The 19,302-nt window shown below is 33.8% G+C and carries 20 protein-coding genes and 2 tRNA genes; 6 read left to right on the forward strand and 16 right to left on the reverse strand.

The features are described from left to right. Positions 1-71: 71 nt before the first annotated feature. The gene (gldB, locus tag AP058_RS11215) at positions 72-1,028 is read right to left on the reverse strand and encodes a gliding motility lipoprotein GldB (RefSeq protein ID WP_066310600.1); all 957 of its coding nucleotides are present in this window, start codon (positions 1,026-1,028) and stop codon (positions 72-74) included. A gap of 98 nt (positions 1,029-1,126) precedes the next feature. On the opposite strand from gldB, the gene nadE reads away from it, so the two are divergent. Both nadE and AP058_RS11225 read left to right on the forward strand, forming a co-directional pair. Further along, positions 1,127-1,933 (forward strand): NAD(+) synthase, encoded by an 807-nt coding sequence (nadE, locus tag AP058_RS11220; protein ID WP_066310602.1) that lies wholly within the window; start codon positions 1,127-1,129, stop codon positions 1,931-1,933. 92 nt (positions 1,934-2,025) lie between these two features. Further along, the gene (locus AP058_RS11225; protein WP_066310603.1) at positions 2,026-2,655 is read left to right on the forward strand and encodes a response regulator transcription factor; all 630 of its coding nucleotides are present in this window, start codon (positions 2,026-2,028) and stop codon (positions 2,653-2,655) included. Here the strand turns inward: AP058_RS11225 and dnaG are convergent. The 3 genes from dnaG to rlmN form a co-directional block, all read right to left on the reverse strand. Then, positions 2,652-4,628 (reverse strand): DNA primase, encoded by a 1,977-nt coding sequence (gene dnaG, locus AP058_RS11230; protein WP_066310605.1) that lies wholly within the window; start codon positions 4,626-4,628, stop codon positions 2,652-2,654. The genes AP058_RS11225 and dnaG overlap by 4 nt on opposite strands. Before the next feature lie 217 nt (positions 4,629-4,845). Next, positions 4,846-5,823 (reverse strand): polyprenyl synthetase family protein, encoded by a 978-nt coding sequence (locus tag AP058_RS11235; protein WP_066310608.1) that lies wholly within the window; start codon positions 5,821-5,823, stop codon positions 4,846-4,848. A 124-nt stretch (positions 5,824-5,947) separates the two neighbouring features. Next, positions 5,948-6,991 (reverse strand): 23S rRNA (adenine(2503)-C(2))-methyltransferase RlmN, encoded by a 1,044-nt coding sequence (gene rlmN, locus AP058_RS11240; protein ID WP_066310611.1) that lies wholly within the window; start codon positions 6,989-6,991, stop codon positions 5,948-5,950. A 184-nt stretch (positions 6,992-7,175) separates the two neighbouring features. On the opposite strand from rlmN, the gene AP058_RS11245 reads away from it, so the two are divergent. Both AP058_RS11245 and AP058_RS11250 read left to right on the forward strand, forming a co-directional pair. Continuing rightward, positions 7,176-7,475, forward strand: a complete 300-nt coding sequence (locus tag AP058_RS11245; RefSeq protein WP_066310615.1) for a hypothetical protein — start codon at positions 7,176-7,178, stop codon at positions 7,473-7,475. A gap of 197 nt (positions 7,476-7,672) precedes the next feature. Continuing rightward, positions 7,673-8,314 (forward strand): O-methyltransferase, encoded by a 642-nt coding sequence (locus AP058_RS11250; RefSeq protein ID WP_066310618.1) that lies wholly within the window; start codon positions 7,673-7,675, stop codon positions 8,312-8,314. Between the two features lie 244 nt (positions 8,315-8,558). On the opposite strand, the gene AP058_RS11255 is transcribed toward AP058_RS11250, so the two are convergent. The 9 genes from AP058_RS11255 to AP058_RS11290 all read right to left on the reverse strand — a co-directional run bounded on the left by AP058_RS11255 (position 8,559) and on the right by AP058_RS11290 (position 15,321). After that, positions 8,559-9,122, reverse strand: a complete 564-nt coding sequence (locus AP058_RS11255) for a phosphatase PAP2 family protein (RefSeq protein ID WP_066310619.1) — start codon at positions 9,120-9,122, stop codon at positions 8,559-8,561. Next, a complete protein-coding gene (locus tag AP058_RS11260) occupies positions 9,122-9,448 on the reverse strand; it encodes a twin-arginine translocase TatA/TatE family subunit (protein ID WP_066310621.1) in 327 nt (108 codons plus the stop codon). The genes AP058_RS11255 and AP058_RS11260 overlap by 1 nt, the downstream gene beginning before the upstream one ends. Positions 9,449-9,556: 108 nt before the next feature. Then, complete coding sequence (locus AP058_RS11265) at positions 9,557-11,800, reverse strand: M1 family metallopeptidase (RefSeq protein WP_066311151.1); 2,244 nt, start codon at positions 11,798-11,800, stop codon at positions 9,557-9,559. 66 nt (positions 11,801-11,866) lie between these two features. Then, the gene (locus tag AP058_RS11270) at positions 11,867-12,373 is read right to left on the reverse strand and encodes a DUF6702 family protein (protein WP_066310624.1); all 507 of its coding nucleotides are present in this window, start codon (positions 12,371-12,373) and stop codon (positions 11,867-11,869) included. A gap of 36 nt (positions 12,374-12,409) precedes the next feature. After that, positions 12,410-13,126, reverse strand: a complete 717-nt coding sequence (locus AP058_RS11275) for a carboxypeptidase-like regulatory domain-containing protein (protein ID WP_231739646.1) — start codon at positions 13,124-13,126, stop codon at positions 12,410-12,412. Continuing rightward, positions 13,116-13,838, reverse strand: a complete 723-nt coding sequence (locus tag AP058_RS11280; protein WP_066310627.1) for a carboxypeptidase-like regulatory domain-containing protein — start codon at positions 13,836-13,838, stop codon at positions 13,116-13,118. Before AP058_RS11280 ends, AP058_RS11275 begins: the two co-directional genes overlap by 11 nt. Before the next feature lie 19 nt (positions 13,839-13,857). After that, positions 13,858-13,998, reverse strand: coding sequence for a hypothetical protein (locus AP058_RS16910; protein WP_157492702.1), 141 nt, complete (start codon positions 13,996-13,998; stop codon positions 13,858-13,860). A gap of 365 nt (positions 13,999-14,363) precedes the next feature. Continuing rightward, positions 14,364-14,591, reverse strand: a complete 228-nt coding sequence (locus tag AP058_RS11285) for a hypothetical protein (RefSeq protein ID WP_157492704.1) — start codon at positions 14,589-14,591, stop codon at positions 14,364-14,366. Next, entirely contained in the window at positions 14,578-15,321 is a 744-nt protein-coding gene (locus AP058_RS11290) for a carboxypeptidase-like regulatory domain-containing protein (RefSeq protein ID WP_066310635.1), read from the reverse strand. The genes AP058_RS11285 and AP058_RS11290 overlap by 14 nt, the downstream gene beginning before the upstream one ends. 148 nt (positions 15,322-15,469) lie before the next feature. Between AP058_RS11290 and pepE the strand changes: the two genes are divergently transcribed. Then, positions 15,470-16,177: a dipeptidase PepE gene (pepE, locus tag AP058_RS11295; protein WP_066310638.1), complete on the forward strand. Its 708-nt coding sequence runs from the start codon at positions 15,470-15,472 to the stop codon at positions 16,175-16,177. A gap of 43 nt (positions 16,178-16,220) precedes the next feature. Here pepE and AP058_RS11300 read toward each other — a convergent pair. After that, a tRNA-Gly gene (locus tag AP058_RS11300) sits at positions 16,221-16,293 on the reverse strand. A 62-nt stretch (positions 16,294-16,355) separates the two neighbouring features. Further along, positions 16,356-16,428, reverse strand: a tRNA-Gly gene (locus tag AP058_RS11305). Positions 16,429-16,829: 401 nt separating this feature from the next. Here AP058_RS11305 and AP058_RS11310 point away from each other — a divergent pair. Then, positions 16,830-18,434 (forward strand): murein L,D-transpeptidase, encoded by a 1,605-nt coding sequence (locus tag AP058_RS11310; RefSeq protein WP_066310640.1) that lies wholly within the window; start codon positions 16,830-16,832, stop codon positions 18,432-18,434. Here the strand turns inward: AP058_RS11310 and AP058_RS11315 are convergent. Beyond that, positions 18,423-19,142 (reverse strand): murein L,D-transpeptidase catalytic domain family protein, encoded by a 720-nt coding sequence (locus AP058_RS11315; RefSeq protein WP_066310643.1) that lies wholly within the window; start codon positions 19,140-19,142, stop codon positions 18,423-18,425. The genes AP058_RS11310 and AP058_RS11315 overlap by 12 nt on opposite strands. Between the last annotated feature and the right edge of the window lie 160 nt (positions 19,143-19,302).

Here is a 19,302-nt window from a genome sequence, read left to right on the forward strand (position 1 = left end):
TATTTATAAATTTACTGCAAATTATAGTAAAGATTCACCACAATTCTCTTTGTGCAATTACAAATTGTTTCTTACTTTTTGGGTTTATATTTCGATTTTTCGAAGATCTCTTTTCCACTCAATTGTAACATTTCATCTAGAGTTACATCATTATTCTTTATGTACGACCGAACTATTTGCCATCCAACCCATGCACCAACTCTTCCTGGAGTTTCGTTATCAATTTCTAAATAAAATTTAGAAAAAGGTGCTGGCGATACAAATCTTGCTTTTAATTTTGCATCATCATCGTACAACATTTCGCGCTCTATAAAATAACGCCACATATAACTTTCATTTTCTTGACACCAAAGTAGTTGCTCCTCGGTATAACCAATTTTTTCATCATCACTATATTCTGGCAATAGTAAATCCTTCAAATATAATTCTTTGCCAAAATAAATCATCTGTGACAATAAACTTTTATCTGTGACTTTTGCAATTTTTCGACTCGCGAAGCTAGCCACTGCATCAGGCATTATTTGCTTAGTTTCAAAACTCTGTTTAATGTATTCTGGAAACTGATAAAATTTATGGTCTTTACCCAAATATAATTCCAAAGAAACAATCACTAAACTGTCGGCATAAATCACTTTATTATTATAGTCCATTTCGGCAATAACTGTAATAATTTTAGGCGTTTTAGTTTCAGGGAAATAATACTTAATATGCTGGAACAGAACATCGAAATCTTTACGAACGGGCTCAAAATTACTGTACTTTCTTTCTACTTCTTGATATAATTCCCGCCATAACGGATCTTGCATTTTTTCAATCCAAACTGCATCTTCAGTATTAGAAGGAAAAAATAAGGGATATTCTCTTTTTAGCTTAGCTAAATCTTCTGGTTTGGTCTCAAAAAAAGCTTTATCAAATCGTTCTACTTTGATCGCTACAGGAATATCTTCGATGGCTTTCTCTGTTTTACTTTTTTTCTCACAGGATATTAAAATCACAAATAGGATTAAGGCAAAGCGATATGATTTCATTTTATTTTAATTAAATTTGTGATGCACGTTACTTATTAATAATGACCCCAAAAAGACTGTGCAAATATACGTCGCTGTATCTAAAAACGTGAACTATTATGGCTAAAAAAAGCACCATTCAGACTGAAAAAGTAAATGATTATATTGTTCAATGGCTAAAAGAATATGCAACAACTGCTAAAGTCAATGGTTTCGTAATTGGAATTTCGGGCGGAATTGATTCGGCTCTAACGTCAATTTTGTGTGCACAAACTGGCTTAAAAGTATTATGTGTTGAAATGCCAATTCATCAAGCAAAAAGTGAAGTTTCACGAGGACGCGAACATATCAAAATATTAAAAGACTGCTTTTCGAACGTTTCCAATATCGAAGTAGATTTGAGCGCTACTTTTGATGCTTTTAAAACAAGCGTTCCCGATGACCTTAATTTAGATAAGCTAAACCTCTCATTAGCGAACAGTCGTGCTAGATTACGAATGTCAACGCTCTATTATCTTGCGGGAATTCATGGTTTATTAGTGGCCGGAACAGGAAATAAAATTGAAGATTTTGGAGTTGGATTTTATACTAAATACGGAGATGGCGGAGTTGATGTGAGTCCGATAGCAGACTTGATGAAGTCTGATGTATATGCATTATCTGCATTTTTAAGTGTTACAGAATCTATTTTGAAAGCTGCTCCAACAGACGGATTATTTGGAGATAGCCGAACAGACGAAGAACAATTAGGCGCCAGTTATGATGAATTAGAAGAGGCAATGTTAGCAGACAAAGCAGGAAATACAGCTGAAAATTTTTCGGGTAGACAGCAAGAAGTTTTCAAAATTTATAAGAGATTAAATACAATTAATCAACACAAAATGAACCCGATACCAGTGTGTTTAATTCCAGATACGTTAAAATAATCTTTATTTATGTTGATTTGCAATTATTTACAGAATTTATTTATTAATTTTACAGATCCAAAAACACGAACAATTCTAAAAAAGGTAAAATTATGATTAAAGTATGTTTAGCAGACAACCACCCTGTGACGCACTTTGGTGTAAAGTCTTATTTCAAAGACCACAATGATATATCGATTGTTGCCAACGTGGGAAACTTTTCGATGGTAAGAGATATCCTTCAAACAAAAGACATTGATGTCTTAGTACTTGACTTAGCTCTAGAAGGTTTAGCTAGTATTTTTGAAGTGAAAGCTTTGCTGAAAAATTTCCCAAAGACAAAAATTATTATATACAGTGATCTTTCGGAGCAAATGTATGCGCCGAATGCTATTAAAGCTGGTGTATCAGGTTATGTACAAAAGACAGAGAAGTTAGAGACTCTCGGAAATTCTATCGTGAAAGTTCACGAAGGTAAAGTTATTATTAACGAAAATGTTCGCAAAAACATGGCTTTAATAGCCAAGCAAAGTAAAAGCGAACGTTTGTACAGAAAACTTTCTAATAGAGAAGTTGAAGTATTGCGTTATTTAAGTGATGGTAAAAAGAATAATGAAATTTCAAAAATTCTTAACCTAAACGAAAAAACAATTAGTACGTATAAATTACGTTTACTAACAAAATTAAACGTGACTAACTTAGTTGACTTAGTTAACAAAGCAAAGACGTTAGAAATTATTTAATGATAACGCGACATGACGCGACCTAGTTTTTTCGAAAACGTATTAACTAGTTTCGAGTAATCCATTATCATCATTAAAAGCTCTGTATTATCTGAATTTGCATCAGATTGTATAGAGCTTTTTAATTCTTCAATAATACTACCAACCAAATACCATCGCATTGATAATATAATCTCTGAAACATATTGTGCTATCGAAGCTGATTTATTTTTTGGAAAAATATTCTGACCTTCCCAATTGTGCATGACCAGCTGCTCGTCTTCCATAATAATGTCCGTAACCTCACGAGCAAACTCGGGCTGAATGCGCATTAAATACTGCTCTAAGCTAAAATTTTCTACTTGATTGTAATAGGTAATTAAATCGGTGAAAATTTTCCGAAACAACTCATTAGACAATTCAACTTCATCTTCCTGCAAACTTAAAAAAATGCGTTCGTATACTTTATATTCTTTTTTCTCCGAATACATTTCTACTTCACCTTCTTCGTTTGTTTTTAACAGAACATCTTCAAACTCTTCCGTTTTATTTCCATATAGCAATAAAATTTCAATTATTTTTCGCTCTAACCGATACAAAATATCAACTTTTTCTGCTTCGGCAGGATTCTCGTTTTTTACAATTTCAAAAGCTCTTTGTTCTTGCTTTTGTTTTTTACCGATTTCTACAATGTCTTTTTGAACCAGTTGTGCCAAAGTACTAACCAAAACTTGTTCAGAAATATCCATGATTCTAGCACATTCCTGAATGTAAATTTCGCGCTGAATTCTATCTGGAATTTTTGAAATACTAGTCACCATATCCCGAATCAAATCGGCCTTTTTTACAGGATCATTTTTAGCTTCATTCATTAAAAGCGATGCCTTAAACTGAATAAAATCTTTTGCATTTGCTTCGAGGTAGTGAACTAAATCTTCATGCGAAGTCTTTTTTGCAAAACTATCCGGATCTTCTCCATCAGGAAATGTACATACTCTTACATTCATTCCTTCCTCTAGAATCAAATCGATTCCACGCACTGACGCACGCAATCCCGCAGCATCTCCATCAAATAAAACGGTGATATTTTTAGTTAATCTATTAACTAAACGAATCTGATCTGGTGTTAAAGCCGTTCCCGATGAAGCGACTACATTTTCAATTCCAGCTTGGTTGAACTGAATTACATCCGTATACCCTTCAACCAAAAAGCAATTGTTTAATTTGGCGATTGATTGCTTCGCCTGAAAAATACCGTACAATACTTTACTCTTATGGTAAATATCGCTTTCGGGTGAATTTAAGTACTTTGCCGCTTTCTTATCATTAGTTAAAATACGACCTCCGAATCCTAAAACACGTCCTGACATACTATGAATCGGGAACATCACACGACCTTTAAAACGGTCGAATGGTCGGTCTTCTCTGGCGATTGTTAAACCAGTACTTTCTAGAAACTCCATCTGAAATCCTTTACCTAAAGCTTCTTTAGTAAAAGCGTCCCAAGTTTCGGGAGAATATCCTAATGCAAACTTTTTAATAGTTTCGCTGGTAAATCCTCTTTCTTTAAAATAAGAATATCCTATCGCTTTTCCTTCTTCGGTATTAACCAAAACATCTTGAAAATATTTGGCCGCAAATTCAGAAACCAAATACATGCTTTCCCGAACATCTGTAATTGCTTTTTCGGCGTCTGTTTGTAGTGTCTCCTCTATCTCGATGTTGTATTTTCGAGCCAAGTATTTTATAGCTTCAGGATACGTAAAGTGTTCGTGCTCCATTAAGAAAGCGACCGAGTTCCCGCCTTTGCCAGAACTAAAATCTTTCCAAATTTGTTTTACGGGAGAAACCATAAATGAAGGAGAACGCTCATCAGAGAACGGACTCAATCCTTTATAATTGCTTCCTGCTCTTTTTAATTGCACAAAATCGCCAATAACCTCCTCTACACGAGCGGTTTCAAAAACGGTATCAATAGTACTTTGAGAAATCAAAAGGAATTATTTTAGAGGGTTAAGAGTCTGCAAAAATACACAAAACTGAAGAGTTAGGTACTTTATAAATCGAAAAAAGCACTTCTGTGAAAGTACTTCATTGCGATATAATTAATTGAGAAAATTACAATTGAAACGAAGATAAACTACAAATGAATCCTTACATTCATTGTAATTAAATTTTGAAATTGAGCGTATATTTTTAAAAATAAAAAACTTATTTTTTTCGCTCGATAACGTAGTTAACCATTAAAATCAGTGCTTCTTTATAATCTGAATTTGGGTAATTGTCAAGTAACAAAAGAGCTTCCTGTTGAAATTCGATCATTTTATTTTCGGCGTAGATCAAACCATTTTTTGCTTTTACAAATGAAATCACTTCTTTGACACGCTTTTTGTCTTTATTGTGGTTTTTAATGGAATTGATTACCCATTTTTTTTCCTTAGGAGAACAAGTATTCAAGACATATATAAGCGGCAATGTCATTTTTTGCTCTTTTATATCAATTCCGGTTGGTTTTCCGATGGCTTCGTCTGTATAATCGAATAAATCATCTTTAATTTGAAAAGCCATTCCGATGAGTTCACCAAATTTACGCATGTTTTCTACTTCTGCCACATCTTCAATAACCGATTTGGCACCCAAAGCACAACAAGCAGCAATAAGTGTTGCTGTTTTTTTGCGAATGATTTCATAATAAACCGTTTCGGTAATATCTAGACGACGTGCTTTTTCTATCTGAAGCAGTTCTCCTTCGCTCATTTCACGAACGGCAACCGAGATAATTTTCAGCAAATCAAAATCGTCGTTATCAATAGAAAGCAACAATCCTTTGGAAAGCAAATAATCACCCACTAAGACAGCAATTTTATTTTTCCATAAAGCATTAATCGAGAAAAATCCGCGACGTCTGTTGCTATCATCCACAACGTCATCATGCACCAATGTCGCCGTATGAATAAGTTCGATCACACAAGCGCCACGATACGTTCGCTCATTTACGCTCCCGCCTGCGACCATTTTTGCAGTTAGAAACACAAACATAGGACGCATTTGTTTGCCCTTGCGGTTCACGATAAAATAGGTGATTCGATTCAACAACGCCACTTTGGAAGTCATCGATTCATAGAACTTTTTTTCAAAAAGTTCCATCTCACGAAAAATAGGCTGTTTTATTTGCGAAGTAATGTTCATCTAGATGCCAAATATACTACTTTGAGTAGAGAATTCAATTATGGAAACTAACTTTTGAAAAACCATTTTGCTTTTAAAAGGTACCGTCTCCTACTCTTAATTTAAAAAAAAACTTTACGATCAATTAACTTTCTTTATTGGCCAATTGGCCACATGCGGCATCGATGTCTTTTCCGCGACTGCGGCGTACTTTTACCACAATTCCGCTTTTTTCTAAAGCACTAATGTAAGCGTTTATTGACTCTTCTGAAGCTTGCTGAAATTCGCCATCATCAATAGGATTGTATTCGATCAAATTGACCTTGCACGGCACATATTTGCAAAATTTAACCAAGGCATCAATCGATTCTTTATTGTCGTTAATTCCTTTCCAAACTACATACTCGTATGAAATTTTACTTTTAGTTTTTCGGTACCAATATTCTAAAGATTCACGCAAATCAGCCAGTGGAAAATTAATACTAAAAGGCATAATTCTAGCTCTAATTTCATCTATAGCTGAGTGTAACGAAACTGCTAATTTGAATTTTACTTCGTCATCGGCCATTTTCTTGATAATTTTTGGAATACCAGAAGTCGAAACCATAATCCGTTTCGGCGACATGCCTAATCCTTCCTCTGAAGTAATCATAGCAATTGCCTTAATGACATTGTTATAGTTCATCAGCGGCTCTCCCATTCCCATAAATACAATGTTGGATAGCGGATGATTGTAATACAAACGACTTTCTTTATCAATGGCCAACACCTGATCGTAAATTTCGCCAGGTTCTAAATTTCGCATTCGTTTTAAGCGCGCTGTAGCACAAAAATTACAGTCTAAGCTACAGCCAACCTGACTAGAAACACAGGCTGTAGTTCGAGTTGCTGTCGGAATTAACACCGACTCTACCACTAAACCATCGTGCAGGCGAACTGCATTTTTTACCGTACCATCAGAACTCCGTTGCATCAGATCTACTTTAATGTGATTAATCACAAAATTATCTTCCAGCATAGCACGAGTTCCTTTGGCCACATTGGTCATATCATCAAAGTTATGCGCTCCTTTGCTCCACAACCATTCGTAAACTTGGTTTCCGCGGAATGCTTTGTCTCCATTAGAAACAAAAAAATCACGTAATTGTTCTTTAGATAGCGCTCTTATGTCTTTTTTATCAATTTGCATGGTGCAAAGTTACTAAGTATTTATCGAATCGGTAAGTGTCCTAAAAACTTTCTTACGACTGCTTTACTTTAAATAGTTTGGGAAAGATGCAAGATCAAAATTATGTAACGAAATTCCTTAACTTTATAAATAAATTAGAATCGCAATTTTTACCTTTGACCCACTTTTCAAACCTAAATATATTATGAAAAAACAAATTATAACAATAGTAGCAGCCGTTCTTTTATCTACTACCATGCAATCGTGTAAAAAGTCTGCAGATCGACCTGACGGACTAGAATTGACACCAGGACAAAAACTAGACACTTTATTAGAAGACATGAATGAAAAAAGTGATACCGCTAGTGTAAAAATCGATAGCACTATTGAAAATATTAAACGAGCAACCAAAAAAGGGGCTATAGCAGTAGAAGGAGCAGCAAAAGATGTTAAAGAAGGTGTGGAGAAAACTGCAGACAACGTTTCAAAAGAAATGAAAAAGTAAGAGTAATTGCATGTCGCTTTATTTTTTAATTGCTTTTTAGAAAAATAGATATAAAGGATTCCTGCGAATTAAGTTCGTATGAATCCTTATTTATTTTTTATATGGCAATCTGAAATTCAATAGTAAAATGGCCTTAAATATTTTGTAATTTTGTCACCAACAAAAGCAATACTTCCCTTTTATCAAAAATTTATAAAATGCATTTTATTTCAGAAGAATTAGAAGAGTATATAGAACTACATTCGGAAAGAGAACCCGAATTATTAGCTAAATTAAATAAAGAAACGTACCAAAAAATATTACTACCTAGAATGTTAAGTGGTCATTTTCAAGGTCGTGTTTTAGGTATGCTTTCTAAGTTAATTCGTCCAATAAATATTTTAGAAATAGGAACTTATACTGGCTACGCTAGTTTATGCTTATGCGAAGGAATGCAGGAAAAAGGTCAGTTGCACACGATTGATATTAAAGAAGAATTAATTGACTTTCAACGAAAATATTTTGACCTATCTCCTTGGGGTTCACAAATTTTTCAGCACTTGGGTGAAGCAACGAATATTATTCCGGATTTGGATTTGAAATTTGATTTGGTTTTTATTGATGCCGATAAAGAAAACTATATTAACTATTGGAATTTGATTGTTCCTAAAATGAATAAAGGCGGTATTATCTTGTCGGATAATGTTTTGTGGAGCGGAAAAGTTTTAGAACCTGTCCATAAAAACGATACCAGTACTCAAGTACTTTTAGAATACAATGTTTTACTTCGAGACGATCCTAGAGTAGAAACAGTTTTATTACCTATTCGTGATGGATTGACCGTTAGTAGAGTTTTGTAGAAGAGTGGTTTTTCCAGGAAGGTTTCTAAAAATACTTAAGCGGCAGATTTACAAAGGTTTTTGAGTAATATTCAAAGGAGATTAGTTATCTAGATACTCGACAGATTTAGAGAAAAATTCAAAGTTTAAAACTTACTATATTTTGAAATAGTATACCCATAGCCCTGGTAGCAGCGGCATGCTTTTGTTATCTTGTTTAGGTCGCAAAAGATAGAGCGAATGACAGGAAATAACTTGTAAAAAACTAAACTGGAAAGTACTTTGCTTTCACTTTTTGATAAATCTTAAAGATTAAAAATCCTAAAATTGCACCAGCAGCGTATCCTGATAAAATATCTAAAGGATAATGCAAACCTAAGTAAATACGGCTGTATGCGAATACCAACGGCCATAAAAAGAGTATGTAAAAGTATTTAAAATGCTTGTTTAAAACACAATATAAAAAAGTAGCAACCGCCATTGTATTGGAAGCGTGTCCAGAGAAAAAGCTAAATGATTTTCGAACTTGAACGATTCGGATAAAATCATTAATTTCTGGATTATTGCACGGGCGTAAACGCTGTACCGAATTTTTGATCAGGTTTGTCAATTGATCTGTACAGGTGATTAGAATTGCAATAAAAAGGATTAAAAACAATGTTTGCTTGACACCCAGCTTTTTGTAAATAAGATAAAACAATAGTAAAAAAAAAGGCGTCCAGTAAGCTTGTTTGGTAACGATAAGCCAAAAAGCATCAAAATTTTCCGAACCCAAACTATTAAGAAAAACGAATAATTTGGTATCTAACTGCAGTAATTTTTCTAACATTAGCGCATACGTTTTATAGGACCTGTAATGGTGTCAATTTCTTCTCTTGTTTTTTCAAACTCGGCCGTTGCATCTCCCAATAATCCGCTTTTGGCTTTGGCTATTTCTTCGTTGATATTACCCGTCAAATCGCTTAGTGTTTTTTGATCGAAACCATTTTCTTCGGCTCCTTTCTGGATTTCACTTTTTAAATCGTTGGTTGCATTTTTAAGTTGAGCCATAGCTTTACCCATCGTACGAGCAATTTCTGGAACTTTATCAGAACCAAAAAGCATTAAAACTATAAACAAAATGAATATTAATTCTCCGCCGCCTATTCCAAACATAATTGTATTTTTTTAATCTGCTACAAAGATAATTAAATTTGTAGCCTTGTGCTTTAAAATTATATTAAATAAAAAAAGACTCTTAGTGAGTCTTTTTTTATTTAATATTTAGTCAAATTTTGATTTTGTAACCACTTTTGGCCAGACATTATTAGTTACATCAATATCTGCGGTTAGCAATTTAGGATCAATTTGTATCGTTTTTATTGCTTTTTCGGTCGCATAAACTTTTTTAGCACTGCTGTTATTTTTTCTCCAAATTTGAGCTGGATACTTAAACTCTTCTTTGCTTCCATCTTCGTAGGTCAGCTCAACTAAAATTGGCATAATCATTCCGCCTGGTTTATTAAACTCTACTTCGTAAAAATATTTCGGCTTTTTAATAGTTGCTTTTTCATCTCTAGAAAAATTCTCGTTGATGTAAGAAACTAACGGTTGCATTTGCGCTACTTCTAATCCTTTTTTGTTGGACGATTGCAATTCTTTGTGATCACCATCAATTAAATATACAAACGGACCTTCTTCTACACCAAAACGACCTTTTCTAATTTTTACATTTTTCAATTCCGCCGTCGGATTTTCTGAAACATAATATTGTTTTACGTCTTTAATTCCGATATCTACATAGTCGGTCGAGTAAAACCATCCTCTCCAGAACCAATCCAAATCTACTGCCGAAGCATCTTCCATTGTTCTAAAAAAATCTTCGGGAGTTGGGTGCTTGAATTTCCATCGATTGGCATAGGTTTTAAAAGCATGATCAAACAATTCGTGCCCCATTACCACTTCTCTCAAAATATTTAGACCTGCAGCAGGCTTTCCATAAGCATTGTTACCAAATTGAATAATTGTTTCTGAATTAGACATAATTGGCTCTAAAAAATTCTGATCACCACTCATATAGGGAACGATGTTTTTAGCTGGCCCTCTACTTGAAGGATAATTTGGATCTAATTCTTGTTCGGCTAAATACTCTAAAAAAGAGTTTAAACCTTCATCCATCCAAGTCCACTGGCGCTCGTCTGAATTTACAATCATTGGGAAAAAAGTATGTCCTACTTCATGAATAATTACACTGGTCATTCCATGTTTGATGCGATCGCTCGTTACCCCATTTTCATCTGGGCGACCGTAGTTCCAACAAATCATTGGATATTCCATTCCTTGATCTTCTGCAGAAACAGAAACGGCTTTTGGATACGGATAATCAAAAGTGTGAGCCGAATAACTTTTTAAGGTATGCGCCACCACTTTTGTAGAAGTCTCCCCCCATAATGGATTCGCTTCTTTTGGATACAACGATTCTGCCATAACCACTTTATCTTTTAACTGAACGGCCATTGCATCATAAATAAATTTTCTAGAAGAAGCGATACCAAAATCACGCACATATTTAGCGCTAAATTTCCATGTTTTTTTCTGGTCTGAAAATCCTTTTTCTGCTGCTTCCGCTTCTTCTTGAGTAACAATTACTACTGGCTCATCAAAAGACTTTAGTGCTTTTTCGTATCTCTTGTTTTGTGCCGCGGTAAACATTTCGCTTCTATTGGTTAATTCACCCGTTGCATCAACCACGTGATCCGCTGGTGCTGTAAAGTTGACGTCAAAATTTCCAAATGGCAAAGCGAACTCTCCTCCACCCCAAAATTGCATGTGCTGCCAACCTTCTACGTCATTATAAACCGCCATTCTTGGATAGAATTGTGCAATTACATATAATTTATTTCCTTCTTTTTCGAACAATTCATAACCAGAACGTCCCCCTTCTTTTTGATAATTATTAATGTTGTACCACCACTTAATCGAAAACGTAATTTTAGCTCCAGATTTTAGAGGAGTTGCCAAATTAATACGCATCATGGTTTGATTGATGGTATGTGACATTGGATTTCCTTTTGCATCTTTTACATATTCGATATGAAAACCGCGATCTGGACCTTCTACTAAATATTTGTCAGCAAATCCACCAACAGTAAGTTTTTGACTTACTTTTTCATTTTCAGCTAAAGGTGATTGTGAATTTTTAGCACGCATATTCTGATCCAATTGAACCCATAAATACTCTAAATTTTCAGGAGAATTGTTAGAGTAAGTAACCGTTTGAGAACCCATGATTTTCGAGTTCTTGTCGTCCAATTCAATATCCATTTTATAATCGGCTTGTTGCTGATAATAAGCAGGACCTGGAGCCCCAGAAGCAGTGCGAAACATGTTTGGTGTAGCCAACAAATCGTACATCTGACTGAACTTGTTCGTATCGTATTTTCCTTGTTGTTTTGGGGTAACTGCAGTAGTGTTTTCTTGTGCAAATAATAGCGCTGGAAAAAACAGCAGTAATGAAATTTTCTTCATAAAAATGGTTTTGGTCATTTAAGCAGCCGTGAAAATAAAAATAAATAAATATTTTTACCGTCGTTTTTAATACTTTAACACTTCTTTCCGTGAAGATTCTGTAAACAGAACCGTCTTTTTAGTGCCATTTATTAAAAAATGTGTAATGTTTTGTTGTTCTCTGTTCCAATCTATTAGAAGGGTATTACTCACTTCTAATGCTTTTATTTTAGTGACATCGGTAATTTTAGTGTAACAAACTACAACATTTTGATCTTCGGTCTCTTTAGACACAAAAACGATTGCTTTGGATTGACCGTTAACTTTGACTAAAAAATTTTCTGACAAGTACTTTTTTAGTAAAGTAACATCTGCAGCCGTTTCTTTTTCGGTACCAACATTAGTTTTTAATTTGTATTTTTTTTCAATCGCATCATTGAGATCATCAATAAAAATTCTTGACGTTATTTGCAACATTCTCTTTTCTGGAACATAATCGACTTGATATACTCCCACATAAAATTTATGGAAAGAAAAAGCCGAAAAAAGAAAAAGTAACAAAATTATAGTGGAATTTAGAACTATTTTTTTCATTTTTCAAAAGTAACAATTCTTTTATATTCTTTATTTTTATTGATTAAAAAATCGATTAATTGAAATTTTGATTCTGGTTTTTAAATATTTTCTAGATTCTCTATCGTTCGCACAATACATTAAAAATAAATCGATTTCATCTTCTTTTAAACGCAACTCTTCTCTATAAAAGGTCGGACTAAAATTGGCTTGCGCATATTTGGAAAACGTGATATCTTCAATATATTCTGGTTTGTCTTCTGGCTTCGGTTTTAGGGCTTTCTTAACTTCCTTAAACATTCGAACAAAATCAATTCCGTCTTTTATCGTTTGATTGGAGTGCATGACTTGATTGGTTGGTGAAGAATTGGCATCATCAAAATATTGACCATAAACAATTACTTGTGTGCCACCCGATAAAGATTCGTCTTTAAATTTACTACCAACCACAACTTCATTTAATTGATTGTTAATTAATTCTAGCTGAATCAACACTGCTTTTTCCTGAAAATCAGCCGCTTTTACAACAATTTTTTTCGATTGAAAAACCATTCCCGAAAACAAAAGCGTGTCTTTGGCTTTAGCCATAATAGCAAATGCGCCATCTTTATATATATAAGTTCTGGTTTGCGCATTAATATTTAAAACATAACCGCTTTCTATTGCCAATGAATCGTTTTGCACTTTACCATTCAACAATTGTCTATCATTCGTCTGAGCAAAACCAAGTTGCATTAAAATAAATAAAATTCCTGTAAAAAGTTTAGTCTTCATTTTCAATTATTTTTAGATATTCCTGAGCCAATTGTGTGATTAAAAACATACTCATGCTTTTATTTTTAGATTCTAAGGTACGCATAAACTCAGGATTTTCAATGCAGTAATATTGAAATCCTTTTATGCGATCTGCAGGAATCTTTAGTCTTTGGGTGTAATAATCTTCCTCAAATAATCCTTCAATCTTGTACAGCATTCGCTCTTTTTTCTCAACTATTATTTCTTTTTTTAACATTTTTGATCGACCCGACATTGCATTGAGTAGCGCATCAATTGGAGTTGAGTTTGCAGTGTACAATTTACGTTCGGCAGCGGTATATTTTTTTTGACCGTAGGGAATGATCCCTAGGCTTTCAGCCGATATATTCGACTCATTAATCACCACTTCTTTTAATTCAATGCTTTTTGCTTTCATTTTTATAGGAAGAAAATTAAGCGCTAAGTCAGAAGAAGTAATTCTTTTTTTATAACCCTCTAAATTTATCGCAGAAAAAACCAGAACATCACCTTCGCGAATTACAATCGAAAATAGACCTTTGCTATCTGTAATTGTGGTCAGTTGTGTTGCATTGTTCACAACAGCTACACCATCAACAGAACTAGAATCAGCAAATACTTGACCGTTCATTTCTTTAGATACCAAATTTTGTCCGAAAGTAAAATGAGTAATTGCAAGAAAAATAAAAAGGAAGGGGTTATTCGTTTTCAATAGTTATTGTATTTTTATATTATTGCGCCAACTCAACTAATAAAAACTCGGCGGCACTTTTATTTTCTAAGTTTATAATTTTCATGAAATCCTTATTTTCTACCACATAATACTGAAATCCTGCCACATGATTCGGAGGAATTTTTAAGTCACTAATCAAATACTTTTGATCGAAAAGCTTTTGCGGTAGCTGTATAGCAGTTTCTTTATTTTTACTAGAAAGCTCTTTTTCTAATCTCTTTTTACGTTAATTAACTGCGTTTAATAATCCATCAAAATCCATTCCTCCGAAAGGTATAAGCAAAGGACTATACCACTTGAACTAACCGGCCGTGTACAATTTACGCTCAGCAGCGGTGTATTTTTTTTTGACTCGATTAAACTAACTCAAGTCTCGTAGCATTAATACTGGGGCTACTATCTACAGAAGCTTGTTCTAATTCGATACTTTTCGTTTTCCTTTAATCGAAAGAAAAGATAGCGACAGATATGCTACTGTAATTCTTTTTTCTAATGCTTCTAGATTTACTCCCAAAAAACAAGAACGTCATTTTCTTGAATCACGATTGAAAACAAACCACTATAGTCGGTGACTGCGAAATGTTGCGTTGTATTATTGACAATCGTAACCGATCGTAGCGCAGTTGAAGCGGCAAATACTTGTCCCTTTATTTCTTTACTACTAAAAGTTTGTCCAAAAATAATTTGACTACAAATAGAGAGAAGAAAAAGTAGGGTTTTATTCGTTTTCACAAGCAATGATGTCTTTGTATTTTAATGCTAATTCGCCTAATAAAAATTCTGTTGCTACTTTATTCTTCGAATTTAAAATTTTTGTAAAATACGGGTTTTCCACGGCATAATATTCAAATCCCTTTACATAATCTTCGGGAATACTTAATTTGTTCACAAAGTGATTGCGATCAAACAATTTTTCAAGCATTTCCATAAAATCTTCCTTTTTCTCGACCGCTAATTCTTTTTTTAGCATTGCCGTTCTACCTGAAATTAAATTCAGCACAGGATCCAAGCAAATACCTCCTCCAGCACCTTTTAAATCGGTTGCGGTTTTTAATTTTCTTTCTGCTGCACTGTAGCTTTTTGTGTCTTGAGGAATAATTCCTAATGCTCGTGCATTAGTTCCGTTATAACTTCGAACCACCACTTCACGAAGCTGATTGGATTGTGCACTTAATTCGATAACTAAAAAGTTAGTTATATTGAGTTTTTCATCTACTTGCACTTGCATCTCCTTGGTCATCAAGGAAGAAAATACGACTATATCTCCTTTTTTTACAGCAATGGAGAACCGACCCTCTTTATCTGTTTGAATGCCCTTTTCGCTAGTTTTATTGATTACAAAAACTCCCTCTAGCGGATTATTGTATAAAGTAGTAATTCCTGTAATTTGTGTCGGAAAATGCTCTTGAGCAAAAAATTCTTGCGAAAATGCTAAAACTACAAAAAGAATAAAATGCCTCATATAAGGTGGTTTATAGCTGTAAAAGTATCTCAAGCAACTCCAAATTTAATGCTAACGACTTGGTAAATAATTGTTAATAAAAAAAAGATGTTCGGTTAAAGAAGAGGAGCATTTAGTATCTTTAAGGTCAGTTAAAAATAAAATTCTCATGAAAAATAGCATCGTTGCCAGCACTTCGACACTACACGGAGGCGCCTACTTAGAATACCTGTTGCCCACTTTACAAAATCATTTTAAAGGTTGTAAAAGAATACTATTTGTACCTTTTGCTAGACCGGGAGGAATTACGCACGAAGACTATACTGCTACCGTGCAATCTGCTTTTAAAACAATCGATATTCAGGTAAATGGACTGCATGAATTTGAAGACAAACAAAAAGCTATCGAAGAGGCCGAAGCCATTTTTACAGGAGGAGGAAATACGTTCTTATTAGTATCGCAATTGTATAAGTATACTATAATGGATGTTTTATCGGAAACGCTAAAAAAGGGCACACCTTATTTAGGAACAAGTGCAGGCAGTAATATTTGCGGACTTTCAATGCAAACCACTAATGACATGCCAATTATTTATCCACCAAGTTTTAAAACCTTAGGATTAGTTCCGTTCAACTTGAATCCGCACTACATGGATCCAGATGCACAATCCAAACATATGGGAGAAACGAGAGAAACCCGAATCAAAGAATTTCATGCTTTTAATACCGTTCCTGTTTTAGGCTTACGCGAAGGAAGCTGGCTCGAAGTAAAAGGCGAAAAAGTTATCTTAAAAGGAAAATTAAGCGCTCGTTTATTCGAACAAAATAAAGAACCACAAGAACTAGATCCAGAAAGCGATTTGAGTTTCTTAAATTAGAAGTAATAAAAAACCCGAAACTCATTGAGTTTCGGGTTTTAAGAGCGAAAGACGAGGCTCGAACTCGCGACAACCAGCTTGGAAGGCTGGAGCTCTACCAACTGAGCTACTTTCGCATCGGAATTGTAAAAACAAATTATTTTTTCAAATAATTAAAACAACTCTAAATTGTATTTAGAGCGAAAGACGAGGCTCGAACTCGCGACAACCAGCTTGGAAGGCTGGAGCTCTACCAACTGAGCTACTTTCGCATTTTTGGTGGTGCAAATATAGAGAATTAGTTATCTGTAAAACAAGTTTTTTTGAAAAAAAATAAATAAAAAAACCGGCACCTCTACTAATCTGTTAAAAATTAAAAAGTTATAACTTCAAGAAATCATTTAAAATCTAGAACGAAAACAAAAATCATCGCACAAAAACATATCGATGCGTTTTAATTGAGTTACAAAGAGGGCAAATTCAGTTAAGAATTACAAATATAAAGGACGTTCTTTGCCTAGCAAAAATAATAGAGAACATTTTAAATTAAATATTTGTAAGAATTGTTTTCTTTTAAACAGCAGTCGTACTTTTGCAAAAAATTAATCAACCAAAAAAATGAAGTACTTGCTCAACATCGTTCAAGTTTACTTACCTCTTAAAACAAAACACAATGACTAGGTTTTTTACTTGTATTGCTATTATCCTATTGTTTACTAGTTGTAAAAAAGAAGATGCGGGCGCCGCGAAAAATGGAGAAACTTTGGATTCTGCAACTATTATAACACCAGCAATTGTAAAAGATAACGAGCGAAAAATAGCGATTGACACGGCACAACTTTCTGTTTTTAAAAGTCAGCTGCTGGTGAATTTTTACAAATCGTCTGGCTACGAAACAGTTTGGGGCAATTTAAAAAAGCGTCAATTTGTTTTATTTCAATTAGAAAAAGCAGAAGATTATGGCTTAAACCCTGCTGATTATCATGTCAAAAAATTACAAGATTTTGAAAAAAAGATTTCAGAACTTAATGACAAACAACTCATTGCTTATGACTTAAATTTAACAATGAATTTTCAGAAGTTTTTACTTCATTTATATAAAGGAAAGTTAGATCCAAAAAAATTGTACACCGACTGGGAATTAAAAGCAAAAAGCTTTAATGTAAATGAAGTTTTAATTACCGCTTTTAACGATGACAATTTGGAAACAGCTTTACTAAAAAGTCAACCAAAAACGTATACGTATCAAAAACTCATCAATGCTTTAAAACTTATAAATACTTTTCCAGAAGACAGTGTGCACCGCATTCAATCGGTAGATAAAATTGTATTAAATGATACCAATAGCGAGGTAATTAAAATTAAAAAAAGACTGCGTTTTTGGAAAGATCTGCCAAAATCAGAAAGTTTATCGGCTGTTTACAATCAAAAAACATTTGATGCTGTTAAAAAATTTCAGTCCAGACATGGCTTAATTTCAGACGGTGTGGTTGGCAAAGGAACTGTGGCTGCACTCAATTATTCTAAAGAAAAAAGAAAACATCAGATAATAGCTAATTTAGAGCGCTGGCGTTGGTATACTGATGAATTTACAGGAAATTATTTAATTATTAATATTCCCGATTACAGTTTACAAGTCGTAGAAGAAAAGGATACAGTGCTAAGCAGAAACGTAATTGTCGGCACGAACAAACGCAGAACACCAATTCTTACATCAACATTAAAAACAATTGTCTTTAATCCGACATGGACCGTTCCTCCAACGATTTTAAAAGAAGATGTTGTTCCTTCGATGCAAAAGAACAGAAATTATTTAGCTAAAAAGAACATTACGATTTATGATAAAACAGGAACAGTAGTTGATCCGCAAGACTGGAATGAAAATAATCCGCATGCGTACCGATATGTTCAAAAACCAGGCAGAAGTAATTCTCTAGGTTTGATGAAAATTTTATTCCCAAACAATCATAGCGTTTATTTACACGACACCAATCACAGAGGTTCTTTTGATCGACAAAACCGCTCGATGAGTTCAGGTTGTGTTCGTATTGAAAACCCGCTAGATTTAGCCGAGCATTTACTAAACGACGCAAAAAACTGGTCTACGGAAAAAATTGATTCTCTTATTGTAACCGAGAAAACTACTGGGGTTCGCATTACTAAAAAATACGAATTGTACCAGTGGTACTGGACGGCTTGGAGCGAACCAAACCAATTGCAGTTTCGCCCTGATATTTACAATTTAGATGCTGATTTGTATGCTAAACTAAGAAACTAAACGAGCCAGAGTTACTGTACTTCTTGAAGGATGATAAATATACAAACAAGATTTATTTTTTATTGTTTCAATAATTTCTTGTTTTAATTCTTCTGGAATTGCAGGACAACCCAAACTTCTTCCCAAACGACTATTATTTCTAATAAATAAATTAGAAACATAATTAGCTCCATGCATTACAATCGCTCTAGATCTGGCGTTGTCATTTACACCGCGCTCTAGACCATCTAATCGCAAAGACATTCCATGCTTGCCTTGATATACTTCGCCAGTTTTATAAAAGCCTAAACTGCTTTTATTAGAAGAATCTACATTTGAAAATGAAGTAGCAAATTCTTCACCTGTATTTCTGCCGTGTGATACTAAAGAATGATATAAGATGGTATTAGTAGATAAATCGATTACCCAAAGTCTTTTTTCGTTTGCCGATTTACTAAAATCAATCAGCGTTAAAATATCTTTGGTAATGATTCCTTTTTCTTTTAATTCGTAAAAACCTTTTAAAGCTTCAGTAAAACTATCCATTTTTGGAAGTTCGAAACTATTGGTATGAAGATTATGGTAGATGGATTCAATTTTCGCTTCGGCACTAATTTTAACCGTTGCAGCAATTACTCGTTTGTTTGTAGAAACTTTCTCTGTAGTGTTATTAGAAGCTCCAAATGATAGCAACATGAATAACAATGTAGGATAAATACTGTAAATCATTGAATGTGTTTAAGTTATATTTGTTTCGAGGCATAACAAAAGTAAAAAAAAATTATACCTGACAAAACTTATAAACAATTAAATTACCCTATTTATTGCATTTTTAACACTATTTATTACATCATTCACACCTATGTATTAAAAAACCTATAAAAACAAC

The organism is Flavobacterium sp. TAB 87 (assembly GCF_001529295.1).
Taxonomy (GTDB): domain Bacteria; phylum Bacteroidota; class Bacteroidia; order Flavobacteriales; family Flavobacteriaceae; genus Flavobacterium.